Raw genomic sequence first — 24,155 nt, forward strand, 5'->3', positions numbered from 1 at the left:
CCGTGCGGGCGAAAGGGATGATAGCGTCACCTCCATGACCAGCGTGCCCATGGCCCCGTCGCGACCTCTCGAACCGTCGCGCGCCCGCGGTTCTTCGGGCCTGGTCGAGTTTTTCCTCGTGGGAGGCGTGACACCGCTCCTGTTTCCTCTTTCGTTTCTGCTTCGACGCGCGTTCGAGCTCGATCCCGCGGAATATGCGGTCGGCTTCCTCATGTTCCACGCGGCGTTCGTCATCAACGACCCGCACTTCGCGGTCACGTACCTCCTGTTTTACAAGGACGTGAAGGCCCGCGCGTTCGGCGGCGCCTTTCGCGGGGCGCAGCGCGTTCGATACCTCGTCGCGGGCTTCGGGGTCCCGCTGATCCTCGGCGGCGTGGCTCTCGTGGGGCTCGCGACGAAGTCCGCGTTCACGTTGAGCCTGCTCATCCGGCTGATGTTTCTCCTGGTGGGCTGGCACTACGTGAAGCAAGGGTTCGGCGTCTTCACCGTGCTCGCGGCGCGGCGCGGGGTCCGTTTCGCCCCGCGCGAGCGCTTCGCGGTCCTCGCGCACTGCTTTTCCGGCTGGGCCTACGCCTGGGCGAGCCCCACCGATCCGGGCCGCGAGGTCGAGGAAAAGGGCGTCGTCTACACGACCCTCGCGCATCCGGCCTGGCTCGAACACCTCACGCACGTGGTGTTTTTATCGACGCTGCTCCCGCTCGCGTGGGTCCTCGTCCAGAAGTGGCGGCGCGAGGGCCGCCTGCCGATTCTGACCCCGCTCACCGCGCTGCTTTGCAGCATCTGGTCGTGGTCGATCTACTCCAGCAGCGATCCGCTCGTGCGGTACGTCATTCCGGCGTTGCACTCGGTGCAATACCTGTACTTCGTCTGGCTGATGAAGGGAAACGAGGCGCGGGAGCGCGAGGGCCCGCCCTGGTTCGAGCGCTCGGCGCGGACGCGGATCGGGATCCTCGCGGTGAGCGCCATCGGGCTCGGCTGGCTCCTGTTCCACGGCGCGCCCACGGCGCTCGACGAGGCGCTCGCGCCGCGCGGCCGGGCGACGCTCGAGGACCTCGGGCCCACGCCGTATTTCGCGGCGCTCTACGCGTTCGTGAACATCCACCACTACTTCATGGACACCGTCATCTGGCGTCGCGAGAACCCGGAGACGCGGTACTTGCAAGAGCCGGCCCTCGGCGATGAGCGGCACGCGTCCTGACCGAAGGCTCGCGCGAGCCGGGGCCCTCGCCGCCCTGCTCCTCGTGGCGCGGCCCTCCCAGGGCGACCTCGCCCCGGTCCGGATCGTCTACACCGCCCCGGCGCATTGCCCCGGCGCCGAGGAGTTTCTGGCGGCCGTGCGGGCGGAGGTGCCGGATCTGCGCGTGGCCAAGGACGGGGAGGTCGCGCGGACGCTGACGGCGAGCCTGTTCGAGGAGAACGGAGGGAAGCTGCGCGGGGAGCTCCGGATCGAGGTGCCGGAAGGGGAAAGCTCGCTGCGGGCGGTGTCGGGCGAGAGCTGCGAGGAGGTGATGGGGGCGCTTTCCCTGGTGACGGCGCTGGCGATCGAGGGAGGGCTGAACCAGCCGCTGGACCCGCCGCCGCCGCCGCCGCCACCGCCGCCGCCACCGCCGCCGCCGCCACCGCCGCCGCCGCCGCCGCCGCCACCGCCACCGCCACCGCCGCCGCCTCCGCCTCCGCCTCCGCCTCCGCGGCCCGCGCACCACGTCCAAGTCGGCGCCCAGGGGGCCGTCTGGAGCGCCCTCGCCCCCGATCCCGCCTGGGGCCTCGTCCTCTTCGCCGAGCGGGCTTCCTGGGGCCACGCAGGCCTCGCGCCAGCCTTCCGCCTCGGCCTGGCCGTCGCCCAGAGCCCCACCACCGAGACCGACGGCGGCGCCGCCCGCTTCCGCTGGCTCGCCGCCCGCCTCTCCGGGTGCCCGTTCGCCTGGATCGTTGGACCCATCACCGCGCGCCCCTGCGCCGGCCTCGACCTCGGCGCACTCCAGGGCCAGGGCCTCTCCGTCGTCAACCCCCAGGAGGCGACCCGACCCTGGCTCGCCTTGACCGCCTCGGGCCGGCTCCAGGCGCGGCCCCTGCCGTCCCTCGCGCTCGAAGCCGAGGCCGGGCTCGTCGTGCCGCTCATCCGCGAGCTCTTCGGCTTCGAGGACCCCCGGCGCATCCTCCACGCGACGCCCGCTCTCGGGGGCTTCGGGGCGATCGGCGTGGGGTGGGTGTTCTGGTGAACGAGACCACGGGCCGGGCGTGAGTCGTTTTCGTGATCGAAACGCGGCAAGCGGGACATCGGGGGAGAGATGACGACCGTGGGCACGACGCAGGACGGTGGCGAGGGGGCCGATTGGTCCCTGTCGTCGCCGCTCTCGGTCGTGCCGGTCGAGGGAGCGGCCGCCGCGCGCTTCCGGGCGATTCGCGATGAGCATTTCGAGTTCGTCTGGCGCTCGGTGCGCCGCCTCGGCGTGCCAGACGCCGACGCCGACGACGCCGCGCAGCAGGTCTTCATCGTGCTGAGCCGGAGGCTCGACGAGATCGCCGCCGGCAGCGAGCGGGCGTTCCTGTTCGGGACGGCGATGCGCGTGGCCATGCAGGTGCGAAGGGCCATGCGGCGGCGGAGCGAGGTCTCGCTCTCGGAGGACGGAGCCACGGAGCTCCCGCTCGAGCCGCCAGACACCGGGCCCGACGCCGAGGAGCTGCTCGCGCAGCGGCGCGCCCGGGCGATGCTGGACGAGGTGCTGGAGACGCTGCCGCTCGACGTGCGCGCGGTCTTCGTCCTGTTCGAGCTCGAAGAGATGAGGGTCCCGGAGATCGCGAGCCTGCTCGGGATCCCGCTCGGCACGGCGGCTTCCCGCCTGCGCCGCGGCCGCGAGCTCTTCCAGGCAGAGCTCTCGCGGGTCCAAGCGCGCAAGAAACGGAGCATTCGATGACGGATCCCGAGCGACTCGTCGACGGAGACGACCTGGGGGCCGAGCTCTTGCGCTCGGCCCGCACGCTCGACGAAAAGCGCGCCCGCGAGCGGAAAGCCGCGCTGATCGGCGCCGCCGCAGGGCTCGGAGCGATCGCCGCGGCGAAAGCAGGCTCGGCCGGGACGACGAAGGGCATGTTCCAGGGCGCGCTCGCAAAATGGCTCGCCATCACGATCGGCGCGACCGCCATCGGAATCGGAATCGCGGTGGCGGCGACGGAAGGCGGGGGCGAGGTCCCCGTCGGGGCGAATCGATTCGCACAGGCTTTGCAGGCGCGGCCCTTCCCGGTCGCCGCAGAATCCCCCGCCGAAAAGCCTCCGGAAGCCGAGACGATCGCCGAGGCAGAACCCCCGACCCCCGAGACCGCTCCCGCCGAGCCATCCCCTTCGCCCAGGGGAAAACGCGCCCCCGCGGCGCCCGCGCCGAGCACGTCGACCGACCGTGCCGCGCGCCTCGCCGCGGAGCTCCGGGCCCTCCGGGTCGCGCGTGAGGCGCTCGCGTCCGGGGATGGCGCCCGCGCCCTCGTCGCGCTCGACGACTATGCCGCGCGTTTCCCTCGCGGCCACCTCGCGCTCGAAGCCGAGGTCCTCCGCATCGAAGCGCTCTCCCGCGCGGGCGACGCCTCCGCCGCCGACCGCGCCCGCCGCTTCCTCGAAGCCCACCCCCAGAGCCCGTACGCCGAACGACTTCGCCCTCTCGCCGGGGGCCCGTCGATTCCGTGATCGATTCGGACCTCGCCGGCCATCGGTAGCGTCGGCCCTCTCTTGACCAACCTGGCGTAGGAGACCCCCATGCACAATCGATTGGCGCTTTCCACCTTGTCGCTCTCGCTTGCGTCCCTGCTCGCGCTCGCTGCCTGCGGCGGCACCGTCTCCGCGGGCGGCGGCGACGACGGCGACGGCGGCACCGGCGCGGCCCCCGATCCCGACACCTCGAGCAGCAGCAGCGGCACCCCGGGCACCGGCGGCAGCGGCGCCACAGGCGGCACGGGTGACACGGGGGGGACAGGCGGTACAGGCGGTACAGGCGAGACAGGCGGCTCGGGCCCCGGTACCGGTGGCTCTGGTGGCGTGCCGGTCGACGATTTCGGCCCCCCGAAATGCGACGACAACCTCACCCTCGACGACGCGGATCCGTACAACGCGGCCAAGGCGATCGAGATCTGCAAGACCGCGGATGGCCCCAACTCCTGGGGCCTCATCGAGGCCAAGTGGACGCTCCCCGACGGCTCGGCCATCCCGGCGGGCTACGAGGCGAACTACGCCCTCGGCCACGGCATCTACGACAGCTTCGGCCCCAACGTGCCCCCGCGCAAAGGCGACCGCATCCTCGGCCTCTCCAACGGCGCCGCCCGCCGCCCGAACGATCCCGGCTACACGGGTCCGAGCGGCGGCTTCGCCAAGGGGTACACGCACGCCGCGCCGGACGGCTTCCCCAAGCCCTCGCCGGCCTGCCCCGGGGTCATCTCGGGCCAGCCCTACGACGGCGTCGCCCTCGAAGTCACGCTCCGCGCGCCGAACAGCGCGCTCGGCTTTGCCTTCGACATCAACTACTACACGGCCGAGTTCCCGACCTGGACCTGCACGACCTTCAATGACGCCTTCGTCGCCTTGCTCTCGCCGACGCCCGTGGGGCAGAGCGACGGCAACATCTCCTTCGACAGCCTGGGCAACATCATCAGCGTGAACAACGTCTTCCTCGACGTCTGCAACCAGCCCACCTGCGCGCTCGGCGCGGCGCAGCTCGCGGGCACCGGGTACGAGAACAACGGCGCCACCGGCTGGCTCACCACCACCGCGCCCATCAACGGCGGCGACGTGTTCACCTTGCGCTTCACCACCTACGACAACGGCGACGCGATCCTGGACAGCGCCACCCTCGTCGATCACTTCCGCTGGACCACGCAGCCGAACAGCGTCGTAGGCACGTTCCGCCCGATGGAGTGATCCTCTCGCGCATGCGCACCCGAACCGCCCCGCTCTCCCTCCTGCCGACGCTCGCCGTCCTTCTCGTCGCTTGCGGCAAATTCGTGTCGCTCGGCGGCGGAAGCGGCAGCGGGGGAGCGGGCGGCGGCCCGGATCCGGGGGATCCTGCCAGCAGCAGTAGCAGCGATTCCGTGACCACGAGTTCCACGACCGGCATCGGCGGCGGCGGGAGCGGCACCGGCGGGGAGGGCGGCGGCGATGTTCCCGATGCGGGCATCGGCGGGGGCGGGAACGGCGGCAATCCCGGAACCTCGCCGTGCGACGACGACCTCGCGCTCGATGACGCGGATCCTTTCCAGGCCGCGCGGGCGATCGAGCTGTGCACGCTCGCCGAGGGCCCGGACGGCGCGGGCTTGCTGGAGGCCCGCTGGGTGCTCCCCGACGGCACCTCCATTCCCTCGGGATACGACATGCAATATGCGCTCGGCCACGGCCTTTACGACGGCTTTGGCCCGAACGTGCTCCCGCGCGCTGGAAAACGAATGCTCGCGCTCTCCAGCGGCGCCGCGCGTCGCCCCGGGGAGACGGGCTACCAGGCGCCGTTCGGCGGATATGCCAAGGGCTACCAGCACGCGGCACCGACCGGGTTTCCCAAGCCCTCGCCTGCGTGCCCCGGAGTCCTCACCGGCCAGCCCTATGACGGCGTGGCCCTGGAGGTGACATTACGCGCGCCCATCGGCACCGTCGGCTTCGCGTTTGCATTCAACTATTACACGGCCGAATTCCCGTCCTTTGTTTGCAGCACCTTCAACGACGCCTTCGTCGCGCTGCTCTCGCCGACGCCGCCCGGTCAAACCGACGACAACATCTCCTTCGACGGCCAGGGCAACGTCATCAGCGTGAACAACGTTTTTCTGGAGGTCTGCACCTGCCAGGACGGTCCGCCCTGCACCGCGGGCGGCAAGGTATATCCTTGCAGCCTCGGCGCGAGCGCGCTCGCGGGCACGGGATACGACACAGGGCAGGGGACCGGCGCCACGGGCTGGCTCACCACCACCGCGCCGATGCAGGGCGGCAAGACCTTCACCGTTCGTTTCGCCGTCTACGACTCCGGCGACGCCATCCTCGACAGCGTCACGCTCATCGACCATTTCCGATGGATAAGCACGGGCGCGCCGGTCGTGGAGACCTACAGGCCCGTGCCTCCCTGATCCGCCTCCGCCTACTCCTGGATATCGAGATCCAGCTCGAGCTCGACCTCCCCCTCGCCCTCGAGCTCGACATCCGCCTCGATCTCGAGCGCCTGCGACGCGATGTCCGCCTCGAGCTCGACGTCGCCCTGGAATCCGCGCGGCTCCTGGAATCCACGCGGCTGCTGGAATCCGCGCGGCTCCTGGACGGTGCGAGCGATCTTCGTCGCGACCTGTCCGCCGCGCCCCGCCTTTTGATGGCCGAACAGCCCGCCCGGCGTCCCCGCCGACGCCACGGAAGCCACCACCAGAATCGCCATTCCGAGAACCATTCCGACGTTACGACCCTTGTTCATGGATGCCTCCTCGTATCGAAATCCGCGGCGCGAACTCTTCGCGTCCGGACCTCGGTGCCGCCCGCTGCAACCCATATGCCCGGGGCATCGACACCCCGCGATACGCGGCGCCCGCGCCCGCGCCGCGTCCCCTCGGAGCCGTACGTCGATTCCCAGGCCACGCGTACTTCCTCGAAACGGAACCGAAAAGTCGGGGATGACGGGCGTCCACCATTGCGATCGAACATCCGGCCGGAGGGCCCGCAGGTTCGTATTGAATACGAGGCGCTTTCGCGGGCGCCGTCCGTCGTGGTACCGTCTCGTACGTGAAGGGCGACACGGAGCGCAACGAGGTCCTCCGCAGCGAGGACGTGCCGACGAAGGTCGAGCTGCCGCGCAGCGTGAGGCCGAGCGCGCCGCCGCCTGCGTCCACGAGCTTGGCCGGCGCCACCATTGCCGGACGGTATCGCCTCGAACGTCAGCTCGGCGTGGGCGGCATGGGCGAGGTCTTCCTCGCTCGCGACGCGTGGAAAAACACCCGCGTGGCCGTGAAGATCCTGCACCGCCGCATGGCGGACAACCTCACGGTCGTGAACCGCTTCCGCCGCGAGGCGCGCATCATGCGGGAGCTCTCGAGCCCACACGCCGTCGTCATTCACGATTTTGGACAAACCGACGACGGCGCGCTTTACCTCGTCATGGAGTACCTCGAGGGCGAGACCCTCGGCAGCCTCCTCGAGCGCGAAGCGCCGCTCGCCTCCGCGCGCGTCACCCGCATCGCGCTCGATCTCCTCGACGTCCTCGCGGACGCGCATCGCCGCGGCGTCGTCCACCGCGACATCAAGCCCCAGAACGTCTTCCTCGCGCGCGCCCCGGGCAAGGACGGCGAGCCCGTGGTCAAGCTCCTCGATTTCGGCATCGCGAAGCTCGAGGATCACGAATCCACCGAGCTCACCGAGACCGGCGCCATCTGGGGCACGCCGCGCTACATGAGCCCGGAGCAGGCCAAGGGAAAACCCATCGATCGCCGCAGCGATCTGTATTCGCTCGGGGCCATGATGTACCGCGCGCTCACCGGCGAACCCCCGTTCGAGGGCGCGAGCGTCGCCGAGCTCTCGTATGCGCTCACGCACAAGGCGCCCGTCTCGCCCGAGAAGCGCCGGCCGGATCTCGACATTCCCATCGAGCTCGGCCGCATCATCATGCGCGCGCTCGAAAAGGACCCGAACGAGCGGTATTCGACGGCCGCCGAGATGGCCGACGATCTGCGCGCGCTCCAGAGCGAGCCCGCGCCGGAGCGGAAGGCCGCGGCCATGTCGGGGCGGGCCACGGCCCTCGCCATGCGAAGCTGGATCCTCGCGACCCTGCTCTTCACGCTCGTCGCGCTGGCCGAGTTTCCCCGGGTCGCGCGGTCGACGTTCCCCGGGTTCACGGTCGAGGCGGGCCTGCTCGTCTCGGCCGTCGTGGAGCCGACCTGGCCCGGGATCCAGCGGGGCATCGAGCCGTACGACGCCCTCCTCGCCGTCGACGGCATTCCGGTTCGTCGCGGCAGGGACGTGCACGAATACGTGCATCGGCTCGCCCCGGGCACGCTCGTCGATTACACCCTCCGCCGCGGCGATCGCACGTTCGACGTGGAGGTGCCGGTCACCCCGTTCGGCTGGGCATCGCTCCTCAAGATCTACTCCTCCGGCCTCCTCGCCGCGATCCTGTTCCTCCTCGTCGGCGGCGTCGCCGGCTGGAAACGGCCCACCTTGCGCCCCGTGCAGGCGCTCGTCGCGTTCACGAGCGCGGTCGGCCTCTTCCTCATTGCCTCCATCGACTTCGATCTCGTCGACAGCGCCTTTTCGTGGCTCTATTACCTCGGCTGCTCGGCGACCGGCGCGGCCGAGGTCCACCTCGCGCTCGCGTTCTCGGGCCTTTTCGGCGCCACGCGCAAGCGTCCGTGGCTGCTCTGGCTCCCTTATCTGCCGGCGCTCGCCTTGCTCGTCACGTGGCGGACGCTCGGCGCCGATCCGGCCATTGGCAATGCTTGCACCCGGGCCGGCATCGGCATGATGCTGCTCGGGCTCCTCGCGTTGCTCGGCTCCTTCCTGTACATGCGCCTGCGGGGCCGGACGCTCTCCGCGCGGCAATCGGCGCGCTTCATGTTGTGGGCCGCGGGCCTCTCCGTCCTGCCGACCATCGCCCTGCAGCTCTTGCCGATCAGCCTCGGCCTCCAGACCGCCTCCGTGGCCAGCTTGAGCTGGCTCGCGATGCTCCCCGTGGCAGGCTTTCCTGCGGCCTTCGCGCATCAGATCCAGCGCCGGCAGATGTTCGACGTCGACGTCGCGCTCCGCGAGATCTCGCGTGTCCTCGCCATGGTCGTCGTCCTCGGCGCCATCTTCGCCGCGGCCGCGTTCACCTTCGGCGGGCTCGCGTATGCCATCGCCGGCCCCGAGGGCATGTACCTCGGCCTCGGCGCCGTCGCGGGCGTCACCGCGGTCGTCGCGGCGTCCGAGCCCGTCGCGCTCCGCATCCGCCGCCTCTTCGAGCGCCGCGCCGACGTCGACGCGGCCACCGTGCTCGACGAAATGGCCGGCGCCGTGGCCAATGCCGCCACCGAGGACGAGGTCGTCACGCTGCTCGTCGACACGATCCGGCGCTGCTTTTCCCCGCGCACCACGCGCCTCCTCGAGCGTGGCGACGGCGGCATCTACTGGGCGCGAGTCCCCGGCGCGCCGCCCTCCCAATCCATGGCGGGTCCGCGCTCCGGCACGGGTACGCGCTCGCTGACCGGGCCCCGCGCGGACACGGAGGGCGATTTCAGCGGCGCGACCCGCGAACCCGCGAACGGCACGCCCGCGGACGAAATCCGCCGACGGATCACGCGTCTCGGCCATTTCGACGCCCATGCCTTCCTGGTCCTGCCACTCGACGCGGCCGAGGGCGCGGCCGGGGCCGCGGCGGCGCCAGCGTCCGTGATCGTCGTGGGCGCGCGCTCCGACGGCAAAGCGTATTCATCGTACGACGCGACGCTCGTCGCGGGCCTGTTGCGAATCGCGGCGCTCCGCCTGCACGCGCTCGGCGAGCGCGCGGACGCCGAAAAACGTCTGCTGCTCGAGCGATGTTTCGGCCCCGATCGCGGCGAGGCGGGCGCGCCGGGAGCAGAGCTCGTCGGGGGCGTGCCTGCCCGTGGCCTCGCCACGGCACTCGTCCTTCGTTTTTCCGGGCTCGACATGGCCGCGGACCGCTTGCCGCCGCGCCGATTCAAGGTGCTCGTCGACGAGCTCTCCGAGGCCGCGGCGACCGCAGCGTTCACGAAGTCCGGCACGATGCACGCCTCGCGCGGGGACGAGATGCTCTTTGCCTTCGGCGCGCTCGGCGAGGACCGCAGCGCAGTCGAGCTCGCCTCCCTTCATGCAGCGCTTCATCAAATCGAGCAAACCGCCGAGATCGCAGCCCGGCACGGGGCGCCCTTCGTCCGCGCGCGCGTGGGCGTTGCACGTGGTCTCCTGACCGTGGGAACCTTCGGCGCGCCCTTTCATTCGCATTGCATGATCCTCGGGGCCGCAGTGCAGGAGGCCACCGAGCTCGCAAGCGCAGCGCGAGACGGCGAGGTCCTCGTCGACGAGGCCGTCGCACGAGCAGCCGAGGGAGCCGAGGCGATGACCATCGACCCGCTGCCCGCGCACCGCGAGATCCGAGCGTCGCGCGTCTCGCGGCGCGAGGGATGAGCATGGCCCCCGAGGCCGCGCCGCGCCGGGGTTTCACCCCGGGCCCGACCAGGGGTTGTCCACCCCTGGACCCGGACCAGCGCCAGCGCTGGACCTTTTGTGGGAGAACTGCGCGGTGCGCAGTTCTCCCAGCAGGCGTGACCAGTTGAAAGGTCAGCGCTGCTGTCTTGATTGGCAGGGTCGTCGTTGGTCTTGCCTCGACCTGTTCGATGAACTGCGCATCGCGCAGTTCATCGACCCCGAGTCCAGCGCTTGCGCTGGTCCGGGTCCAGGGGCGGACAGCCCCTGGTGGGGTCTGGGGCGACGCCCCAGCGCAGCGCCTTCGATATGAAACTGCCCGCCTGTCCTTGATTTCCCGCCTGACGAATTCGTTTCGATCACGAGCCTCCTGCATGGACTTGCCGCGCATCACCCCTAGAAAGGCAGCGCGACGAGGGCGAAAGCCACACGCCGCGGGTGGAGGATGTGATGCAAAACGGATCGAATGGAGAGAAAGAAAAGGCAACGGGCGTCGTGACGTTGTCTCTCGACCCGGGCCGAGCGATCGACGACTACGCGGCCGCTCGGGCCCAAGGCCCCGTCGTCCCCGTCTCGTTCAAGGACGCGGGCAACGAGAGCGGCGCCGATTCCGCCGAGCTCGATGCCTTTCTCACACGCGAGCACCTCTTCGTCTCGCATTACGAGGAGGTGCTGTCCGCCCTGGTCGACTGCCGCTTTTCCTCGGATCGACGCACGGCAATGACCCCGGAGCAACGCGAGAAATTGCCCCCCCTCATCGAGGATCTGCGTCTCCTCTCGGAGAGCCTGCTCACGAAGGATCCCCCGGACCACACGCGCCTCCGCAAGCTGATCCAGCCGAGCTTCTCGCCCCGCATCATCGAAGCCATGCGCCCGCGCATCCAGAGGCTCGCGGACGACCTGATCGACGACGCCGAGCGCGCCGCGGAGGCCCGCGGAGAGCACGCGCCGGATCGCCGCATGGACCTCATCGCGGCGTTCGCATACCCGCTGCCGGTCACGGTCATCTCGGACATGCTCGGCATTCCGATGGCGGATCGCCCGCAGGTGAAGCAATGGACGGAGAACCTGCTCCGCGCCGACCGTCGCCGCGCCGGAGGGCTCGACGCGGAGACGACCGCCAAGCTGCGCCATTTCACCTCGTATCTGCGAGATCTCTTCGTCCTCAAGCGGAAGCAGCCGGCGGAAGACATGATCTCACAGCTTTTGCGGGCCGAGGAGGAAGGCGACAAACTGAACGAGGACGAGGTGCTGTCGACGGTCTTCATCCTGTACCTCGCGGGCCACGTGACCACCGTGAACCTGATCGGCAACGGCGTCTTCGCGTTGCTCCAGCATCCAGCAGAGCTCGCAAAACTGAAGGCCCAACCAAGCCTCGCGAAGGGCGTCGTCGAGGAGACGCTGCGTTACTGGGGCCCCGTCGATTTCGTCGCCGCGCGTATCGCAAAAGAAAACGTGGACCTCGGCGGCGCCAGCATCCCGCAGGGCGAGCCCGTCATGGTCGGCCTCGCCGCGGCAAACCGCGACCCCGCGCGTTTCCCAAACCCCGACACCTACGACATCACCCGCGAGGGCGCCGAGCGTCACGTCGCCTTCGGCAAAGGCATCCACCTCTGCGTAGGCGCGCCACTCGCGCGTGTAGAAGGGCAAATCGCCTTCGACACGCTGGTCCGCAGGCTCCCCGCGATGCGCCTCGCCGTGCCCCCGGAGCAAGTCCGCTGGAGCAAAGCATTCCTGCGAGGTCTTTCGGAGCTGCCGGTGTTGTTCTAGGGGGAGCCGCTGCGCTGGGGCGTTGCCCCAGGCCCCACCAGGGGCTATCCGCCCCTGGACCCGGACCAGCGCAAGCGCTGGACCCCGGGGTCGATGAACTGCGCGATGCGCAGTTCATCGAACAGGCCGAGGCAAGACCGGCGAGCGACGCTGCCAATCGAGACAGCCGCGCTGACATTTCGACTGGCAACGCGGTCCCACCGGCCCGTTGGAAGAACTGCGCATCGCGCAGTTCTTCCACCAAAGGTCCAGGGCTTGCCCTGGTTCGGGTCGAGGGGCGAACAGCCCCCGCGGGGTCCGGGGCGGCGCCCCGGCGCGGCGCCTCAGTGCTCAGCCTGGCCGATTGCGCATGAAGTCGGCGACGTCGGCCAGGCGGCCGAGGAGGAAGGCGCGAAGGTCTGGCGCGACGGCGACTTCATCCATGGCGGTCGTCATGGCCCGCATCCAGGCGTCTCGCATGGCAATGTCGACGGGCACGCGCGCGTGACGCATGCGGAGACGCGGATGGCCGTTCTGCGCGATGTAGTCTTGCGGGCCGCCGAGCCAGCCGATCAGGAACAGCGCGAAGCGGTCGCGGCTACGTCGGGAGACGCGGCCCCGGTCGTCGAGCTCGTGCAGCTTGGCGAGGGCGGGCTCGTCGCGGTCCATCGCATCGTAGAAGTGCTCGCAGAGGGTCCGGACGGCGGTTTCGCCGCCCAGACGGTCGAACGGGGTCTCTTGGGGCTCGGACATCGGGGGGGCTGTGTAGCACGCGCGCGCCCGTCTTGCGGTTGAGCATGGGTCTCATCGGGGAGCCGCTGCGCTGGGGCGTTGCCCCAGGCCCCAGCAGGGGCTATCCGCCCCTGCACCCGGACCAGCGCAAGCGCTGGACCCGGGGTCGATGAACTGCGCGATGCGCAGTTCATCGAACAGGCCGAGTCAAGACCGGCGAGCGACCCTGCCAACCGAAAGAGCGGCGCTGGCGTCGACAGCGTGAACCCGACCTCCGTGGTCTTGCCACCGGCCTGTGGGAAGAACTGCGCACCGCGCAGTTCTTCCCCCTGAGGTCCAGGGCTTGCCCTGGTTCGGGTCGAGGGGCGAACAGCCCCCGCGGGGCCCGGGGCTGCGCCCCGGCGCGGCGGCCCCAGGAATGGACCTATTCCCGCGCATGGGCGATACTCCGCCTCATGCGCATCTCCCTCCCGCTCTTCGCCGTGGCGCTCGCATCGTGCATTCCTGCGTGCACCTCTTCGTCTTCGCCGACACCACCGGCCCCGGAGCTGCCTGGCCCGGCTGAATGGAATCGCGACGTCGTCGAGCCTGCGGATCAGGAGGCCGCCACGGCGCGCGAGAGCTGCGCCTATCGCGCGGGTGCGCTGCCGGCCGAGACGCAAGGGGAGAGCCATCCCGTCGGCGCGGAGATCCCGATCGATCACATCGTCGTCGCGATGATGGAGAACCGCTCGTTCGATCACTATCTCCAGAAGATTGGCGACATCGGGATCGACGCCGACGTGGCGCCGGATGGCTTCACCAACCTCGACCCGGAGGGCAACCCGATCGCGCCGTTCCCGCTCGATCAGCACTGCTTCGTCGACACCGCGCATAGCTGGGGCTCCATCAAGCAGCAGATCGCTGGCGGCGCGATGACCGGCTTCGTCACCTCGAACGAGGGACAGCACGAGCTCCCGGTGAACGGCGATCTCAGCATGCTGCTCGGAAAGCGCGCGATGGGGTATTACACCGAGGCCGATCTGCCTCTCGTGTACTGGCTCGCGAAACACTTCGCGATCGGCGATCGGTACTTCGCGTCGGCGCCCACGGCGACCTGGCCCAACCGGATGTTCATGCAGGCCGCGACCTCGTTCGGGCTGAAGTCGAACGATTTTCCGCAAGGCGTGGAGGCGACGCTCATCGATTACCTGAACAAGCGGCAGATCTCGTGGCGCTTCTATTACGAGAACACGCCCACCTTCGCCATGTTCATCGAGCGGTATCTCGAGCTCCGGCAGGAGGAGAACCGCTTCGTGCCGATGAGCCAGTTTTTCACCGACGCGGCGGAGGGCAAGTTGCCTCAGGTCGCGTTCATCGATCCCGACGGCACCAGCAGCGGGCAGATGGACCACACCGACGAGCACCCCCCGACGCCAGCGACGCTCGGGCAGAACTGGCTCGCCAACGCGATCGCCGCGCTCGTGGCGAGCCCGCACTGGAGCCGCTCGGCGATGTTCATCAATTACGACGAGCACGGCGGCCTTTATGACCACGTGCCGCCGCCGAAGGCCTGCGCTCCCGATGATCGCACGCTCGACGAGACCGATCGCGCCATCTTCGAATCGTACGGCGTCCGTGTCCCGTTCTTCGTCGTCTCGCCGTACGCGAAAAAAGGCTACGTGAGCCACGACGTCTACGATCACACCTCGGTCGTTCGTTTCATCGAGGCTCGCTTCCAGATCCCGGCGCTCAGTCATCGCGACGCGAACGCGCTCGCGCCGTGGGACGTGTTCGATTTCACGTCGGCCCCCGCCAAGGAGCTCCCGGACGTGCCGAACGTGCCCGTGGACGAGGCGATCATGAGCGAATGCAGGGCGCTCTGGGGCGAATAGCGCGGATGGGCGCCGATGAATGTGCTCGCTGCTTTGCGTGACGGAGAGGAAACGTACTCATGAGCATGGTCGATCCGCTCACCGATGAGCTCGAAGCGTGCGCCGAGGCTCTTCGCACGGATCCGTTCTTGAAGGAGCGCGGCTGGGAGGCGAAGAAGTTTTGCCACAAGCTCCTCTCGCGCGGAGATCCGGGGCTCGCCGTGGTGCGTGGCGTCGTGCGAGGCAGCAGCTACGAGCCGCTGGTTCGCGCGAGTACCGCGCGCGCCCTGAGCCCGGACCTGGATCCGGTCGATGTCGAACATACATGCTCGCTGCTCCTCTCGGGGAAAGCGCTCACGCGCTACATGGCCGCGGTGGCCTTGTGCCGCACGGCATCCCCTGCGTCCGTCGACGCGCTGGTCGAGGCGCTCGACGACGACGAGCTCATCGAGGACATGTGGTGGGTTCTGTATGTGAGCGACGTGGTCGCGCTGGCACTCACGCGTATCGGCGACATCCGCGCGCCTGCGCTCGCGGCCTGGTACGAGAGACGACGACGACAGCTTCACGACCCCTCCTACCGCGGTATTGCCGTCTGTGCCCTTGCGCGGGTCGGAGATGCGCAGGGACGCGCGATTCTGGAGGAGCTCGCCGCGACGGGGCATGACATGGCGGAGGATGTGCTCGACTGTTTGCGTAACGGAGATGAAACGTACTTGTGAGCATGGTCGATCCGCTCACCGATGATCTCGAAGCGTGCGCCGAGGCTCTTCGCACGGATCCGATCTTGAAGGAGAGCGGCTGGGGGGCGAAGGAGTTTTGCCGCAAGCTCCTCTCGCGCGGAGATCCGGGGCTCGCCGTGGTGCGTGGCGTCGTGCGAGGCAGCGGCTACAAGCCGCTGGTTCGCGCGAGTGCCGCGCGCGCCCTGAGCCCAGACCTGGATCCGGTCGATATCAAACATACATGCTCGCTACTGCTCTCGGGGAAGTCGCTCACGCGTTACATGGCCGCGGTGGCCTTGTGCCGCACGGCATCCCCTGCGTCCGTCGACGCGCTGGTCGAGGCGCTCGACGACGACGAGCTCATCGAGGACATGTGGTGGGGTCTATACGTGAGCGACGTGGTTGCGCTGGCGCTCACGCGTATCGGCGACATCCGCGCGCCTGCGCTCGCGGCCTGGTACGAGAGGCGACGACGACAGCTTCACGACCCCTCCGGCCGCGATGTAGCCGTCTGTGCCCTTGCGCGGGTCGGAGATGCGCAGGGACGCGCGATCATGGAGGAAATGGTCGCTTCGGGGGACACCTTCATGGTCTTGGATGTGCTCCGCGACCTGCGCGCTGGCGCGGAACCGTACTTGTGACGGAGCCGCGCCGCTTCTCCGCACCCCCGGCGTTGGGTGCCCCGATGAGGGCGAGCGTGCCGCTTCCCCGGTTCACAGCGGGGTGAAACGCGCCCGGCAGAGCGCGGACGGCGGGTCACGGCGGTGTGGACCGGGAGAACCCGACCGGGAAGGCCGATCCACAGCGCTGTGGATCGGCGTCTCCTGACCGGGATCGGGGATCCACGGCGCCGTGGATTCCCCGGGGAGCAAGGCTTCGGGCAGGTCACGGCGGCGTGAGGTGGACGCGGGAGGCCAGGAAGGCCGCCTCACGACGCTGGGAGGCCGGGACATGCGAGCGGGAAGGCGAGTTCTCGCCGGTGTGGGTCGGGGAGGGCAGGGGGCGGAGACGATTTCACGGAGCTGTGGGCCCGTGAAAGCGGAGGCGCCGGGCCTGCAAGCGCTCGATCGATGGTAACCTCTCCCCATGTTTCGCCCCGCCCACACGCTCGCGACCACGGCGCTCGCAGCGAGCTTGCTCTCGGCCTGTGGCTCGACCCCGGTCCCTCCGGCCTCGGCGGCGCAGCCGGCTCCCTCGGGAACGGTCGCGGGAGGCCGAACCGCGGAGTGCGCGCGCCTCGGGGACGTGCTCGACGCCGAAATGCGCGACGTGCCTGCGGCAGAGATTCGCTCGACGACGCCCCTGCCGCGCGTCGAGGCGCTGATGCACCGGCTCGAGCAATCCTGCGACGACAGCGAGCGCCTCAGCGACTCGCTCACCGACCCCGTGCTTGCCACCGAGGCAAACGACTTCAGGCTTGCCACGGCCTATCTGCTGCTCACGACGGCGCACCTCTTCGGGCTCGCGCACAAGGGCGAGTCCGACCTTGCCCCGTTCGATCGCGCGGCGGACGTCGCGGGGCGCCAGCGTGAGCTCGTCTATCGGAGCGCGAAGGCGCGCTGCAGGGACGACGGGTCCCGCGATCAATCACCGGCGTGGGGGGAGGCGCTCATGGCCACGGTGCAGGAGGTCAGGCCCGCCGTCCACGCTTGCTACCTGAAAGAAAAAGAGCGCTCCCCCGACCGCAAGATTGGGGAGCTCGAGATCAAGCTCCATATCGACCACGAGGGGCACGTCGAGCTCGCCGGCCCGATCGATTTCTCTGCATTGAGCCCCGCGAGCCCCGAGCTCGTGTATTGCCTCGTTCGCGTGCTCGAGCCGATGCGATTCGCGCCCCCGGAAGGCCGGGCCATCGTGATCCTCCCGTTCACCGAATGAAGCGATGAGCCTCGATTATTACTTCCACGTCGAGACCCGTCGCTCCGGCGACTGGACCGTGCCCGAGGGGTTTCCGTGTTCCCCGTACCTGTCCGAGCCCCTCGGCGAGTTCACCTGGCTACGCGGCCGATCCCGCTGCGCGCGGCTCTTTTTTGGCCCCTCGGCCGTCTTCCCGTTCAAGCCGGGCCCTCCCGAGAGCCGCGCCCGGTCGGCGCTTTTCCGATACCTCGGCCCGGACTACGACTTCGTGGAGAACGAGCGCCGGATCTCTTGGATCCCGTATCCCGATCTGATGGTCGACCTCTGGGACGAGATGCGGCTCGTCCTGCAATGCGACGTAAGGAGCCGCGACGCCGCGCTCTTCGGCGACGGGCGGCAGCCTTTTCCCCGGGAAGCGCTCCGGGCGCGTGGCCACGACGAGTTTGATCTCGGCCTCCTTCAGGAAGGCGAGATCGTGACCGATCCGATCGACCGCACCCACGGAAAAGCCCGGTTCGAGATCGAATCCGCCGCGCCGGAGGTGCGCGTCGCCGTGACCTTCGTCGCGTCCGTGAGCGCGTATCTTGGCGATAACCGCGCAAAGGCGTTCCGGGGCCTGCGCGCGTACGGGGCCGATGACGAGCTGCGCGTCGTCTCCATGTATAGTTGACGCCCCAAGGCCCCCACCGATACCCTTGCCACCGATGCCCGAGGTTTTCCCGTCGCCCACGCTGATCACCCGCATGGAGGGCCGGATCGAGCACATCCTCCCTTGCGGCGACGTCGTCCTCCTCCACACGAACGGCCGGCGGCATTCCGTCACCGTTCACGACCGAAAAAGCGGCCGCCTCCTGCGGGAGCTCGTGAGCGTCAACCCCATCGGCCCCTTCGACCGGCACATCGCGCTCGCCACAGACCAGCGCTCCGTCTTTTGCACGTTCTTCGATGACCGGATCGTGCAGATCGACATCGAATCCGGGGAGACCTTGCGCTCGGCGCCTTTCCCCACGGACAGCGCGTTGGTCCGGTCGGGGGATCTGCTCGTGGTCTCGCCGCGCGGCGATGTCGTGCACGTCGTCGTCTGGGGGGACGTTTTTACGTGGGATCTCGGGAGCAACGAGCTAGGGCAGACGCCCTTCCGGGCGTTTCTGGGCACGAACGGGATGGCCTGCTCGCCCGACGGCGGGACGCTCTGGGTGAACAGCCATGAATTGAACCGATTCGAGCTCGGGACGGGCACCGGGACGAATACGCGTCACGATCGCGAGGGCGTCCAGGGCCTCGTGCATCTCGCCGCGTCGGATTGTCTCGCGGTCGGGAGCTTCGATGGAATCGTGGAGTTCTGGTCGACGCACGCGCCCCCGACCCGGATCGCGACGACACGCATCGGGCCCGAGCCGCACCATCGCGTTGCCATGACGTCCCTCCGGCGCGGCACGTTGCTCGCGGCGAGCTCGGTCGACCAGCGCGTGAACCTCCTGGCGCCGTCGGATCCTTCTCCGCGAAAGCGCCTCGGAGGAATCTTTTGCGAGATCTGGTGCCTCGGCTCGGACGACGCGGACGCGCTCTGGGTCGGCGACATGCACGGCGGTCTCTGGCATCATGATCTCGCGGGGGAGCCGCTCGACGCGCCGCCGCCGCCGAAAGGGAAAACGAAGGCGCCGAAATTCCCGATGACGAACCATTTCTGGCCCGAGCCGGGGGAGACGCCCATGGTCCGGACCGCGCCGGGGCGCGCCTTCTCCGTCGGAGGTTTTCGTGGCTCGCCGCCGCTCGACCGCGACCTCTGCGCATGGGAGCGAGGGCGCGAAGATGCGACGGCCCATCGATGGTTCGCGCGTCGAAAAATCGGCTACGAGCTCGCCGTCGTGGCAGGCCGATTCGTGGTGCTCGACGACGGCGGGAGCAACCTCCTCGCCGTCGACGGAGCGACGCTCGCGACCGCGGCGAAACTACCGCACAAGGGCGTGCAGGGCGCGGCCGCGAATCGAGCGGGGGATCGGCTCCTCACGACGGGTGGGACCGAAATCAAGGTATGGAGCACGGAGACGTGGGAGGTCGTCGCGTCGCGGCAAAACCCCGAGGTCCCGCAGCGCGCCGTGCAGTGGCTCGACGACGGGCGCGTGCTGTTCCTCGATAAAAACGACGCGTTCGGCTTCTTCTCCGCGGACGATTTGAAGCGACGGGCCACGCGGAAGCTCACCCATGTGCAATCCGTCGTGTCGGATCCCGAGGGCGCGTTCGTCGCGTGCGCCGCGGGCGGCCAGGTGCACGTCTGGAACGTCGTGTCCGGCGAGATCATCGCGCTGCCCGCCGGCACGTCGAGCCCCGTGTTCCTCGGCGGGGGCCTGCTCGGCGTCGTCGAGAGGCACGGCGCGTGGGTCGCCTCGTTCCGCACGGATGGAACCCTCGTGCGCCGCGTGGAGCTCGCGCCCACGGCGCTCCGAGGCCAGCGCTCGACCGAGGCGCGGATGTGGGGCCACGGCACGCGCGTCGCCGTGGTCTGCCAGGATGCCCTGACCCCCTGGTCCACACGGGCCGAGCTCGACGTCCTCGACATGCGAACGGGCGAGACGGTGGCCTCGCATGTCGTCATGCAGGGGCTCGGCTCGCTCGTCTTCGACGGCGCGGACATCGCCTACGTGACGGGCGGCGGGCGCGCGGAATGGCTCGTGTTGCCTTGACGATCGGCGCGGCCTCGTGGTGTCCTCGATCCGCCATGAAGATCGTGTTCCTGGACTTCGACGGCGTGCTGAACCATTACCTCATGCTGCTCAACGAGCCCAGTGAGCAGCGGAAGCGATTCAGCCAGCCGGCCGTCGAGCGGCTCAATGCCATCGTGAAGCGCACCGGCGCGCGGGTCGTGGTCAGCTCGAGCTGGCGGGAATGGAACTCGGTCGACGCGCTGCGGACGCTTCTTGCCGAGGAAGGGTTCGTGGGCGAGGTCCTCGATCACACGCCCATCCTGCATCCGAGGACGGCACGCCTGCCCGATCCGAACCCCGGTCAAACCCGGTGCATGGAAATCATGCAATGGATCGACGCCCGCCCCGAGCGGCCCGAGAGTTTCGTGGCTCTCGACGATCTCGACCTCGAGTGGCTCGCCGCCTACCACGTGAAGACGGAGTCGGATACGGGGCTGCTCGACGCGCACGTCGAGATGGCGATCGACATTCTGGGAGAGACCCCCTAAGCCGCCTTCCGCCCGAGCTCCTCCCTTTGCATGAGCCCTTCCGGGGAGAGCTCGGAAGGCAACAGGCCGCGCTCGTGCATCTCGTGGATCATCCGTTCGAGGCGGGCCTCGTCGAACCGGACGCCCAGCGCCTCGGCCGCATGCGCGAGGAGCTTGCGCTCCCGGATCGAGGCGCGCGCGTCGACGGCCGCGCCGATTTCGAGCGCATGATAAAAAGGCGCCCGCGCCGAGGTCGGTATCTCGCCGAGCCGCATGTACCAGCCGATCGGATCCGCGAGCCGCTCGTCGAGGCCGATCGACGATTCGGGTTCACAGCCGCGCAGGAACGTGAAAAGGAGCGCCGTCTCTTCCGGCCGGAGCCGACCGTCGGCCTCGAAGAGGAACCACAGGCCCTCGAAGAGCCGATCTTTCGCAGGCACGAGGCGTTCGTCCGAGAGGACGCGGTCGAAGGCGGCACGATAACGCACGTACCGGAGCACGGTCTGTCCGAGCGTGTGCGTGGCCTGGTAATTCGTGACAGCCGAGGCGACGATGCCGACGAAGGGGACGATGCCGCGGACGAGGCTTTCGCCGAAGAGGCGCGCGGCGAGGCCCTGCGCGGCGCCTTCGACGTCGGTGCGGGCGAGGCGCGCGAGGTCGGCACCCGGGCGATCCTGCTCCTCCGGCGCCTGCGTGGCGCCCTGCACGAGCTTGAAGAGCGCCCACACGTCGGCCGGGTCGTCCGCATCGAAGCGCAGGCCGACGCAGTCCGCGAGGCGGCAGGCCGTGTACGTATGCGTCACGAGGCGGAGCGCGGCGTCGAGCGCGGCGCTGAGCGCGGCCGCCGGGACGGCGACGAGCGCACCCAGGCCTTGCGTGCCGGCGGTAAACAGTGCGCCGCCCGTGGAAACGAGGCCGACGCCGCCGCCGGCCAGCGCGGAGAACATCGCGCCGCCCCGAAGGATCGACTTGCCGCCCCCCGCTTCCGTCGCGCCCGTCGCGGCGGGGCCCGCATCGCCCGCGGATTCGTTGTACCGGCGAATCGTGGTCGAGGCGAGCCGGAGCAGGAGCGCATCCGCCCAGCCGATCTCGGCCGACTGTTCGAGCGGGAAGGGGATCGCGGCGTTCACGGCGGACGGGGCTTGCGCGGTCATGACGTGGAGACCGTTTCAAAAAACGTTCCCGTCCGCGCGCGTCGCGAGAGGCCCCGGGCGCCGCCCGAGCTCAGGAGAACCGGAGCAAAAGTGAGAGCGGCCCGCGCACCGTGAGCGTCCGGTTGTACCGGATCTCGTCCGCGCCGAGCTCCACCCGGCAAAACCGCCGCGTGAGGACCTCCAAAGCGATCCGCGCCTCCATGCGCGCGAGGAGCGCGCCGATGCAGAAATGGACGCCGTGTCCGAACTGCAAACCGCCCTGCGAGCCGCGCTCGATGTCGAACCGGTCCGGCTCCGCATACCGACGCTCGTCCCGGTTGGCCGAGCCCAGGAGCGCGAGGACCAGCGATCCCGGCGGAATCGTCACGCCCGCGAGCGTCACCTCCGCGGTGGTGATGCGCGGAAGCGAGTGGCTCGGGCCATCGTACCGGAGCATTTCCTCGACGAACGGCGCAGCGAGCGCAGGCTCTCGGCGGAGCCTGTCCCAGAGCGCCGGCTGCTCGGCGAGGAGGATCATCGTGCTGCCGAGCAGGTGCGTCGTGGTCTCGAGGCCCCCGAGCAGGAGCACGACCAGGAAATCGACGATCTCCTGCTCCGTGAGGGATTGGCCCTCCACCTCGGCGCGGATCAGCTCACTCACCGTATCGTCCGCCGGCTCGCACCTCCGCGCGGCCACGACCTCCCGCAGATAACGACAAAGCTCGGCGATGGTCGTCCGCACCTGCGCGGCGTGCTCTTCGCTTCGGGGCTCGAGCGCGACCGAGAGGATGTCGTCGGCCCAGCGCCTGAAATGCACGTGCAGCGCGGGATCGAGGCCAAGGATCTCGCCAATGACGAACGCCGGCAGCGGGTTCGCGAACGCGTCGACGAAATCGATCTCGCCCACGAGCCTCGAAGCGAGCTCTTCCGCGAGGCGCTCGACCTTCGGCGCAAGGCGGCTCGCCGTGCCCGCGCCAAACGCCCGGGCGACGAGGCCGCGAAGCCGCGTGTGCGCCGGCGGATCGAGCGCGAGCATCGAATGCGCGAGCGGATTGTACCCAACCCACGGCGGCTCCCAGGCCGCCTTGAAGCCCTGCGAGGAGAAGATGCCCGGATGTTTCAGCACGAATAGGACATCCTCCCAGCGGCTCACGGCCCACATGCCGCCAGGATCAACCTGGCACACGGGAGAGGACCGCCGCATCGCAGCATAACGAGGATACGGATCCGCCCGGAACGAGGGCGACAGGAAATCAAAACGTTCTACCATCACGGTGTACCTCCCGGTCCGCGCCCGCGGACCACGCCACTGCTCGAGCACGCCCCGCGCCAGCTCGTTGGGGCGTCGCTGGGGCGTTGCCCCAGGCCCCACCAGGGGCTGTCCGCCCCTGGACCCGGACCAGCGCAAGCGCTGGACTCGGGGTCGATGAACTGCGCGATGCGCAGTTCATCGAACAGGCCAGGTCAAGACCAGGGGCGACCCTGCCCACCACTGACGATTCAACTGGCAACGTGACCGCCGCCAGCGTGCAACGCACCTTCCTGGTCTTGCACCGGCCTCTTGGAAGAACTGCGCATCGCGCAGTTCTTCCACCACGAGTCCAGGGCTTGCCCTGGTCCGGGGTGCAGGGGGCGGACAGCCCCCTGCTGGGGTGCGGGGCAACGCCCCGCTCCGCGCCCCTTTCACGAGCGCGCGAATCGACGGCGGTAGGCCTCTGGCGTGACGCGGAGGTTGCGCTGGAAGGCTCGCCGCATCCGTTCGTCCGTTCCGAAACCGCATTTCCGCGCGATCTGCTTGAGGGATGCGCGTCCTCCTTCGAGGCATGAGCGCGCCTCTTCGAGTCGCGCTGCTTCTACGAATTTTGCCGGCGTCGTCTGCATGGATTGCGTGAATGCCCGTGCGAAATTGCGGGCGCTCATGCCGGCTTTCTTGGCGAGCACCTCGACCCGGAGATCGGCGTCGAGGTGGCGTACGATCCACTCGACGAGGCCTTGCAGTGGCCCCGCGGCGGACGTCTGCGCGAGCAAAGGGCGGCTGAATTGCGATTGCCCTCCTGGCCGCTTCAGGAATAACACGAGCGCTCGCGCCACTGTGAGCGCCACGTCGTAGCCGAGATCCTCTTCGACGAGCGCGAGGGCGAGATCCATTCCTGCTGAGCCGCCCGCCGAGGTGTACATCTTTCCGGAGCGGATGAAGATTGCGTCGGGCTCGACCTCGATATCGGGGTATTGGCGCGCGAGCAGGGCTGCGCCTGCCCAGTGCGTGGTCGCCTGGTGGCCGCGCAAGAGCCCTGCGGCTGCGAGGATGAACGTGCCGCTGCAAATGGATCCCATGCGCCGCACCTCGGGCGTGCGAGCGCGGAGCCAGCTGAGTAGCTGGGGGTCGGCCGCTGCGCGATGGTAATCGCCGCCCGAGACGAGCACTGTGTCGAGGTCCCGAGGCAGATCCGCGAGCGCGTGGTGCGGCACGACCTGCATCCCGGACCAGCTCCGCACGGCTCCGCCGCAAGTCGAGGCAAGCTCCACCACGTACGCTGGAGGCGCGCCGGGATGTTTTTCCTTGGCCACATCGGATGCGAACGCGAACACGTCGAACGGACCCACGAAATCGATGGAGCTGGCCCCGTCGTAGATCACGAGGACGATTTTGCGCGGGGCCGGGTTTTGCGGCGTGCCGGGGGCCGTGCGCGGGGCGTTCTTTTTCGTGGGGGGACGTCGCTGCACGCGACGGATCCTACCCGAAACGGGCTTGTCTTTGAAGCCAAGGAACCTGCATTTCCTGCCATCGTGATCCACGAT

At 69.2% G+C, this 24,155-nt stretch carries 20 protein-coding genes; 15 read left to right on the forward strand and 5 right to left on the reverse strand.

Annotated features, from left to right (window positions below; translation table 11 throughout):
- Positions 1 to 34: 34 nt before the first annotated feature.
- The 6 genes from KEG38_RS38835 (at position 35) to KEG38_RS38860 (ending at position 6,090) form a co-directional block, all read left to right on the forward strand.
- Positions 35 to 1,198, forward strand: coding sequence for a hypothetical protein (locus tag KEG38_RS38835; protein WP_272425494.1), 1,164 nt, complete (start codon positions 35 to 37; stop codon positions 1,196 to 1,198).
- Positions 1,179 to 2,219 (forward strand): hypothetical protein, encoded by a 1,041-nt coding sequence (locus KEG38_RS38840; RefSeq protein WP_272425495.1) that lies wholly within the window; start codon positions 1,179 to 1,181, stop codon positions 2,217 to 2,219. The genes KEG38_RS38835 and KEG38_RS38840 overlap by 20 nt, the downstream gene beginning before the upstream one ends.
- Positions 2,220 to 2,288: 69 nt before the next feature.
- Entirely contained in the window at positions 2,289 to 2,915 is a 627-nt protein-coding gene (locus KEG38_RS38845; protein ID WP_272425496.1) for an RNA polymerase sigma factor, read from the forward strand.
- The gene (locus tag KEG38_RS38850) at positions 2,912 to 3,676 is read left to right on the forward strand and encodes an outer membrane protein assembly factor BamD (protein WP_272425497.1); all 765 of its coding nucleotides are present in this window, start codon (positions 2,912 to 2,914) and stop codon (positions 3,674 to 3,676) included. Before KEG38_RS38845 ends, KEG38_RS38850 begins: the two co-directional genes overlap by 4 nt.
- 69 nt (positions 3,677 to 3,745) lie before the next feature.
- Positions 3,746 to 4,900, forward strand: coding sequence for a choice-of-anchor L domain-containing protein (locus tag KEG38_RS38855; RefSeq protein WP_272425498.1), 1,155 nt, complete (start codon positions 3,746 to 3,748; stop codon positions 4,898 to 4,900).
- Positions 4,901 to 4,911: 11 nt separating this feature from the next.
- A complete protein-coding gene (locus KEG38_RS38860; RefSeq protein ID WP_272425499.1) occupies positions 4,912 to 6,090 on the forward strand; it encodes a choice-of-anchor L domain-containing protein in 1,179 nt (392 codons plus the stop codon).
- An 11-nt stretch (positions 6,091 to 6,101) separates the two neighbouring features.
- On the opposite strand, the gene KEG38_RS38865 is transcribed toward KEG38_RS38860, so the two are convergent.
- The gene (locus KEG38_RS38865) at positions 6,102 to 6,425 is read right to left on the reverse strand and encodes a hypothetical protein (protein ID WP_272425500.1); all 324 of its coding nucleotides are present in this window, start codon (positions 6,423 to 6,425) and stop codon (positions 6,102 to 6,104) included.
- A gap of 305 nt (positions 6,426 to 6,730) precedes the next feature.
- On the opposite strand from KEG38_RS38865, the gene KEG38_RS38870 reads away from it, so the two are divergent.
- Both KEG38_RS38870 and KEG38_RS38875 read left to right on the forward strand, forming a co-directional pair.
- Positions 6,731 to 10,120 (forward strand): protein kinase domain-containing protein, encoded by a 3,390-nt coding sequence (locus KEG38_RS38870; RefSeq protein WP_272425501.1) that lies wholly within the window; start codon positions 6,731 to 6,733, stop codon positions 10,118 to 10,120.
- Between the two features lie 468 nt (positions 10,121 to 10,588).
- Positions 10,589 to 11,908 (forward strand): cytochrome P450 family protein, encoded by a 1,320-nt coding sequence (locus KEG38_RS38875; RefSeq protein WP_272425502.1) that lies wholly within the window; start codon positions 10,589 to 10,591, stop codon positions 11,906 to 11,908.
- A 330-nt stretch (positions 11,909 to 12,238) separates the two neighbouring features.
- On the opposite strand, the gene KEG38_RS38880 is transcribed toward KEG38_RS38875, so the two are convergent.
- The gene (locus KEG38_RS38880) at positions 12,239 to 12,640 is read right to left on the reverse strand and encodes a group II truncated hemoglobin (protein WP_272425503.1); all 402 of its coding nucleotides are present in this window, start codon (positions 12,638 to 12,640) and stop codon (positions 12,239 to 12,241) included.
- Positions 12,641 to 13,074: 434 nt separating this feature from the next.
- On the opposite strand from KEG38_RS38880, the gene KEG38_RS38885 reads away from it, so the two are divergent.
- From KEG38_RS38885 to KEG38_RS38915, 7 genes are all read left to right on the forward strand, one after another.
- Positions 13,075 to 14,493, forward strand: coding sequence for a phospholipase C (locus KEG38_RS38885; protein ID WP_272425504.1), 1,419 nt, complete (start codon positions 13,075 to 13,077; stop codon positions 14,491 to 14,493).
- Between the two features lie 59 nt (positions 14,494 to 14,552).
- A complete protein-coding gene (locus KEG38_RS38890; protein WP_272425505.1) occupies positions 14,553 to 15,194 on the forward strand; it encodes a HEAT repeat domain-containing protein in 642 nt (213 codons plus the stop codon).
- A gap of 2 nt (positions 15,195 to 15,196) precedes the next feature.
- Positions 15,197 to 15,835, forward strand: coding sequence for a HEAT repeat domain-containing protein (locus tag KEG38_RS38895; protein ID WP_272425506.1), 639 nt, complete (start codon positions 15,197 to 15,199; stop codon positions 15,833 to 15,835).
- 445 nt (positions 15,836 to 16,280) lie between these two features.
- The gene (locus tag KEG38_RS38900) at positions 16,281 to 17,072 is read left to right on the forward strand and encodes a hypothetical protein (RefSeq protein WP_272425507.1); all 792 of its coding nucleotides are present in this window, start codon (positions 16,281 to 16,283) and stop codon (positions 17,070 to 17,072) included.
- Positions 17,073 to 17,076: 4 nt separating this feature from the next.
- Entirely contained in the window at positions 17,077 to 17,721 is a 645-nt protein-coding gene (locus KEG38_RS38905; protein WP_272425508.1) for a hypothetical protein, read from the forward strand.
- Positions 17,722 to 17,755: 34 nt separating this feature from the next.
- The gene (locus KEG38_RS38910; protein WP_272425509.1) at positions 17,756 to 19,735 is read left to right on the forward strand and encodes a hypothetical protein; all 1,980 of its coding nucleotides are present in this window, start codon (positions 17,756 to 17,758) and stop codon (positions 19,733 to 19,735) included.
- Positions 19,736 to 19,770: 35 nt separating this feature from the next.
- A complete protein-coding gene (locus KEG38_RS38915; protein WP_272425510.1) occupies positions 19,771 to 20,244 on the forward strand; it encodes an HAD domain-containing protein in 474 nt (157 codons plus the stop codon).
- On the opposite strand, the gene KEG38_RS38920 is transcribed toward KEG38_RS38915, so the two are convergent.
- The 3 genes from KEG38_RS38920 to KEG38_RS38930 all read right to left on the reverse strand — a co-directional run bounded on the left by KEG38_RS38920 (position 20,241) and on the right by KEG38_RS38930 (position 24,080).
- A complete protein-coding gene (locus KEG38_RS38920; RefSeq protein WP_272425511.1) occupies positions 20,241 to 21,377 on the reverse strand; it encodes a hypothetical protein in 1,137 nt (378 codons plus the stop codon). The genes KEG38_RS38915 and KEG38_RS38920 overlap by 4 nt on opposite strands.
- Before the next feature lie 70 nt (positions 21,378 to 21,447).
- Entirely contained in the window at positions 21,448 to 22,626 is a 1,179-nt protein-coding gene (locus KEG38_RS38925; RefSeq protein WP_272425525.1) for a cytochrome P450, read from the reverse strand.
- A gap of 413 nt (positions 22,627 to 23,039) precedes the next feature.
- Complete coding sequence (locus KEG38_RS38930; protein WP_272425512.1) at positions 23,040 to 24,080, reverse strand: GlxA family transcriptional regulator; 1,041 nt, start codon at positions 24,078 to 24,080, stop codon at positions 23,040 to 23,042.
- Positions 24,081 to 24,155 lie beyond the last annotated feature (75 nt).

Origin of the sequence: Polyangium jinanense (assembly GCF_028435265.1) — a bacterium.
Taxonomy (GTDB): Bacteria; Myxococcota_A; Polyangia; order Polyangiales; family Polyangiaceae; genus Polyangium; species Polyangium jinanense.

Excerpts from the sequence above, each read along its gene's own strand:
- KEG38_RS38840 (WP_272425495.1), top strand. The coding sequence starts at position 1,179 with ATGAGCGGCACGCGTCCTGACCGAAGGCTCGCGCGAGCCGGGGCCCTC.
- KEG38_RS38845 (WP_272425496.1), top strand. The coding sequence starts at position 2,289 with ATGACGACCGTGGGCACGACGCAGGACGGTGGCGAGGGGGCCGATTGG.
- KEG38_RS38835 (WP_272425494.1), top strand. The coding sequence starts at position 35 with ATGACCAGCGTGCCCATGGCCCCGTCGCGACCTCTCGAACCGTCGCGC.
- KEG38_RS38925 (WP_272425525.1), bottom strand. The coding sequence starts at position 22,626 with ATGGTAGAACGTTTTGATTTCCTGTCGCCCTCGTTCCGGGCGGATCCG.
- KEG38_RS38890 (WP_272425505.1), top strand. The coding sequence starts at position 14,553 with ATGAGCATGGTCGATCCGCTCACCGATGAGCTCGAAGCGTGCGCCGAG.
- KEG38_RS38910 (WP_272425509.1), top strand. The coding sequence starts at position 17,756 with ATGCCCGAGGTTTTCCCGTCGCCCACGCTGATCACCCGCATGGAGGGC.
- KEG38_RS38920 (WP_272425511.1), bottom strand. The coding sequence starts at position 21,377 with ATGACCGCGCAAGCCCCGTCCGCCGTGAACGCCGCGATCCCCTTCCCG.
- KEG38_RS38875 (WP_272425502.1), top strand. The coding sequence starts at position 10,589 with ATGCAAAACGGATCGAATGGAGAGAAAGAAAAGGCAACGGGCGTCGTG.
- KEG38_RS38865 (WP_272425500.1), bottom strand. The coding sequence starts at position 6,425 with ATGAACAAGGGTCGTAACGTCGGAATGGTTCTCGGAATGGCGATTCTG.
- KEG38_RS38915 (WP_272425510.1), top strand. The coding sequence starts at position 19,771 with ATGAAGATCGTGTTCCTGGACTTCGACGGCGTGCTGAACCATTACCTC.
- KEG38_RS38905 (WP_272425508.1), top strand. The coding sequence starts at position 17,077 with ATGAGCCTCGATTATTACTTCCACGTCGAGACCCGTCGCTCCGGCGAC.
- KEG38_RS38885 (WP_272425504.1), top strand. The coding sequence starts at position 13,075 with ATGCGCATCTCCCTCCCGCTCTTCGCCGTGGCGCTCGCATCGTGCATT.
- KEG38_RS38855 (WP_272425498.1), top strand. The coding sequence starts at position 3,746 with ATGCACAATCGATTGGCGCTTTCCACCTTGTCGCTCTCGCTTGCGTCC.
- KEG38_RS38860 (WP_272425499.1), top strand. The coding sequence starts at position 4,912 with ATGCGCACCCGAACCGCCCCGCTCTCCCTCCTGCCGACGCTCGCCGTC.
- KEG38_RS38895 (WP_272425506.1), top strand. The coding sequence starts at position 15,197 with ATGGTCGATCCGCTCACCGATGATCTCGAAGCGTGCGCCGAGGCTCTT.
- KEG38_RS38900 (WP_272425507.1), top strand. The coding sequence starts at position 16,281 with ATGTTTCGCCCCGCCCACACGCTCGCGACCACGGCGCTCGCAGCGAGC.
- KEG38_RS38850 (WP_272425497.1), top strand. The coding sequence starts at position 2,912 with ATGACGGATCCCGAGCGACTCGTCGACGGAGACGACCTGGGGGCCGAG.
- KEG38_RS38880 (WP_272425503.1), bottom strand. The coding sequence starts at position 12,640 with ATGTCCGAGCCCCAAGAGACCCCGTTCGACCGTCTGGGCGGCGAAACC.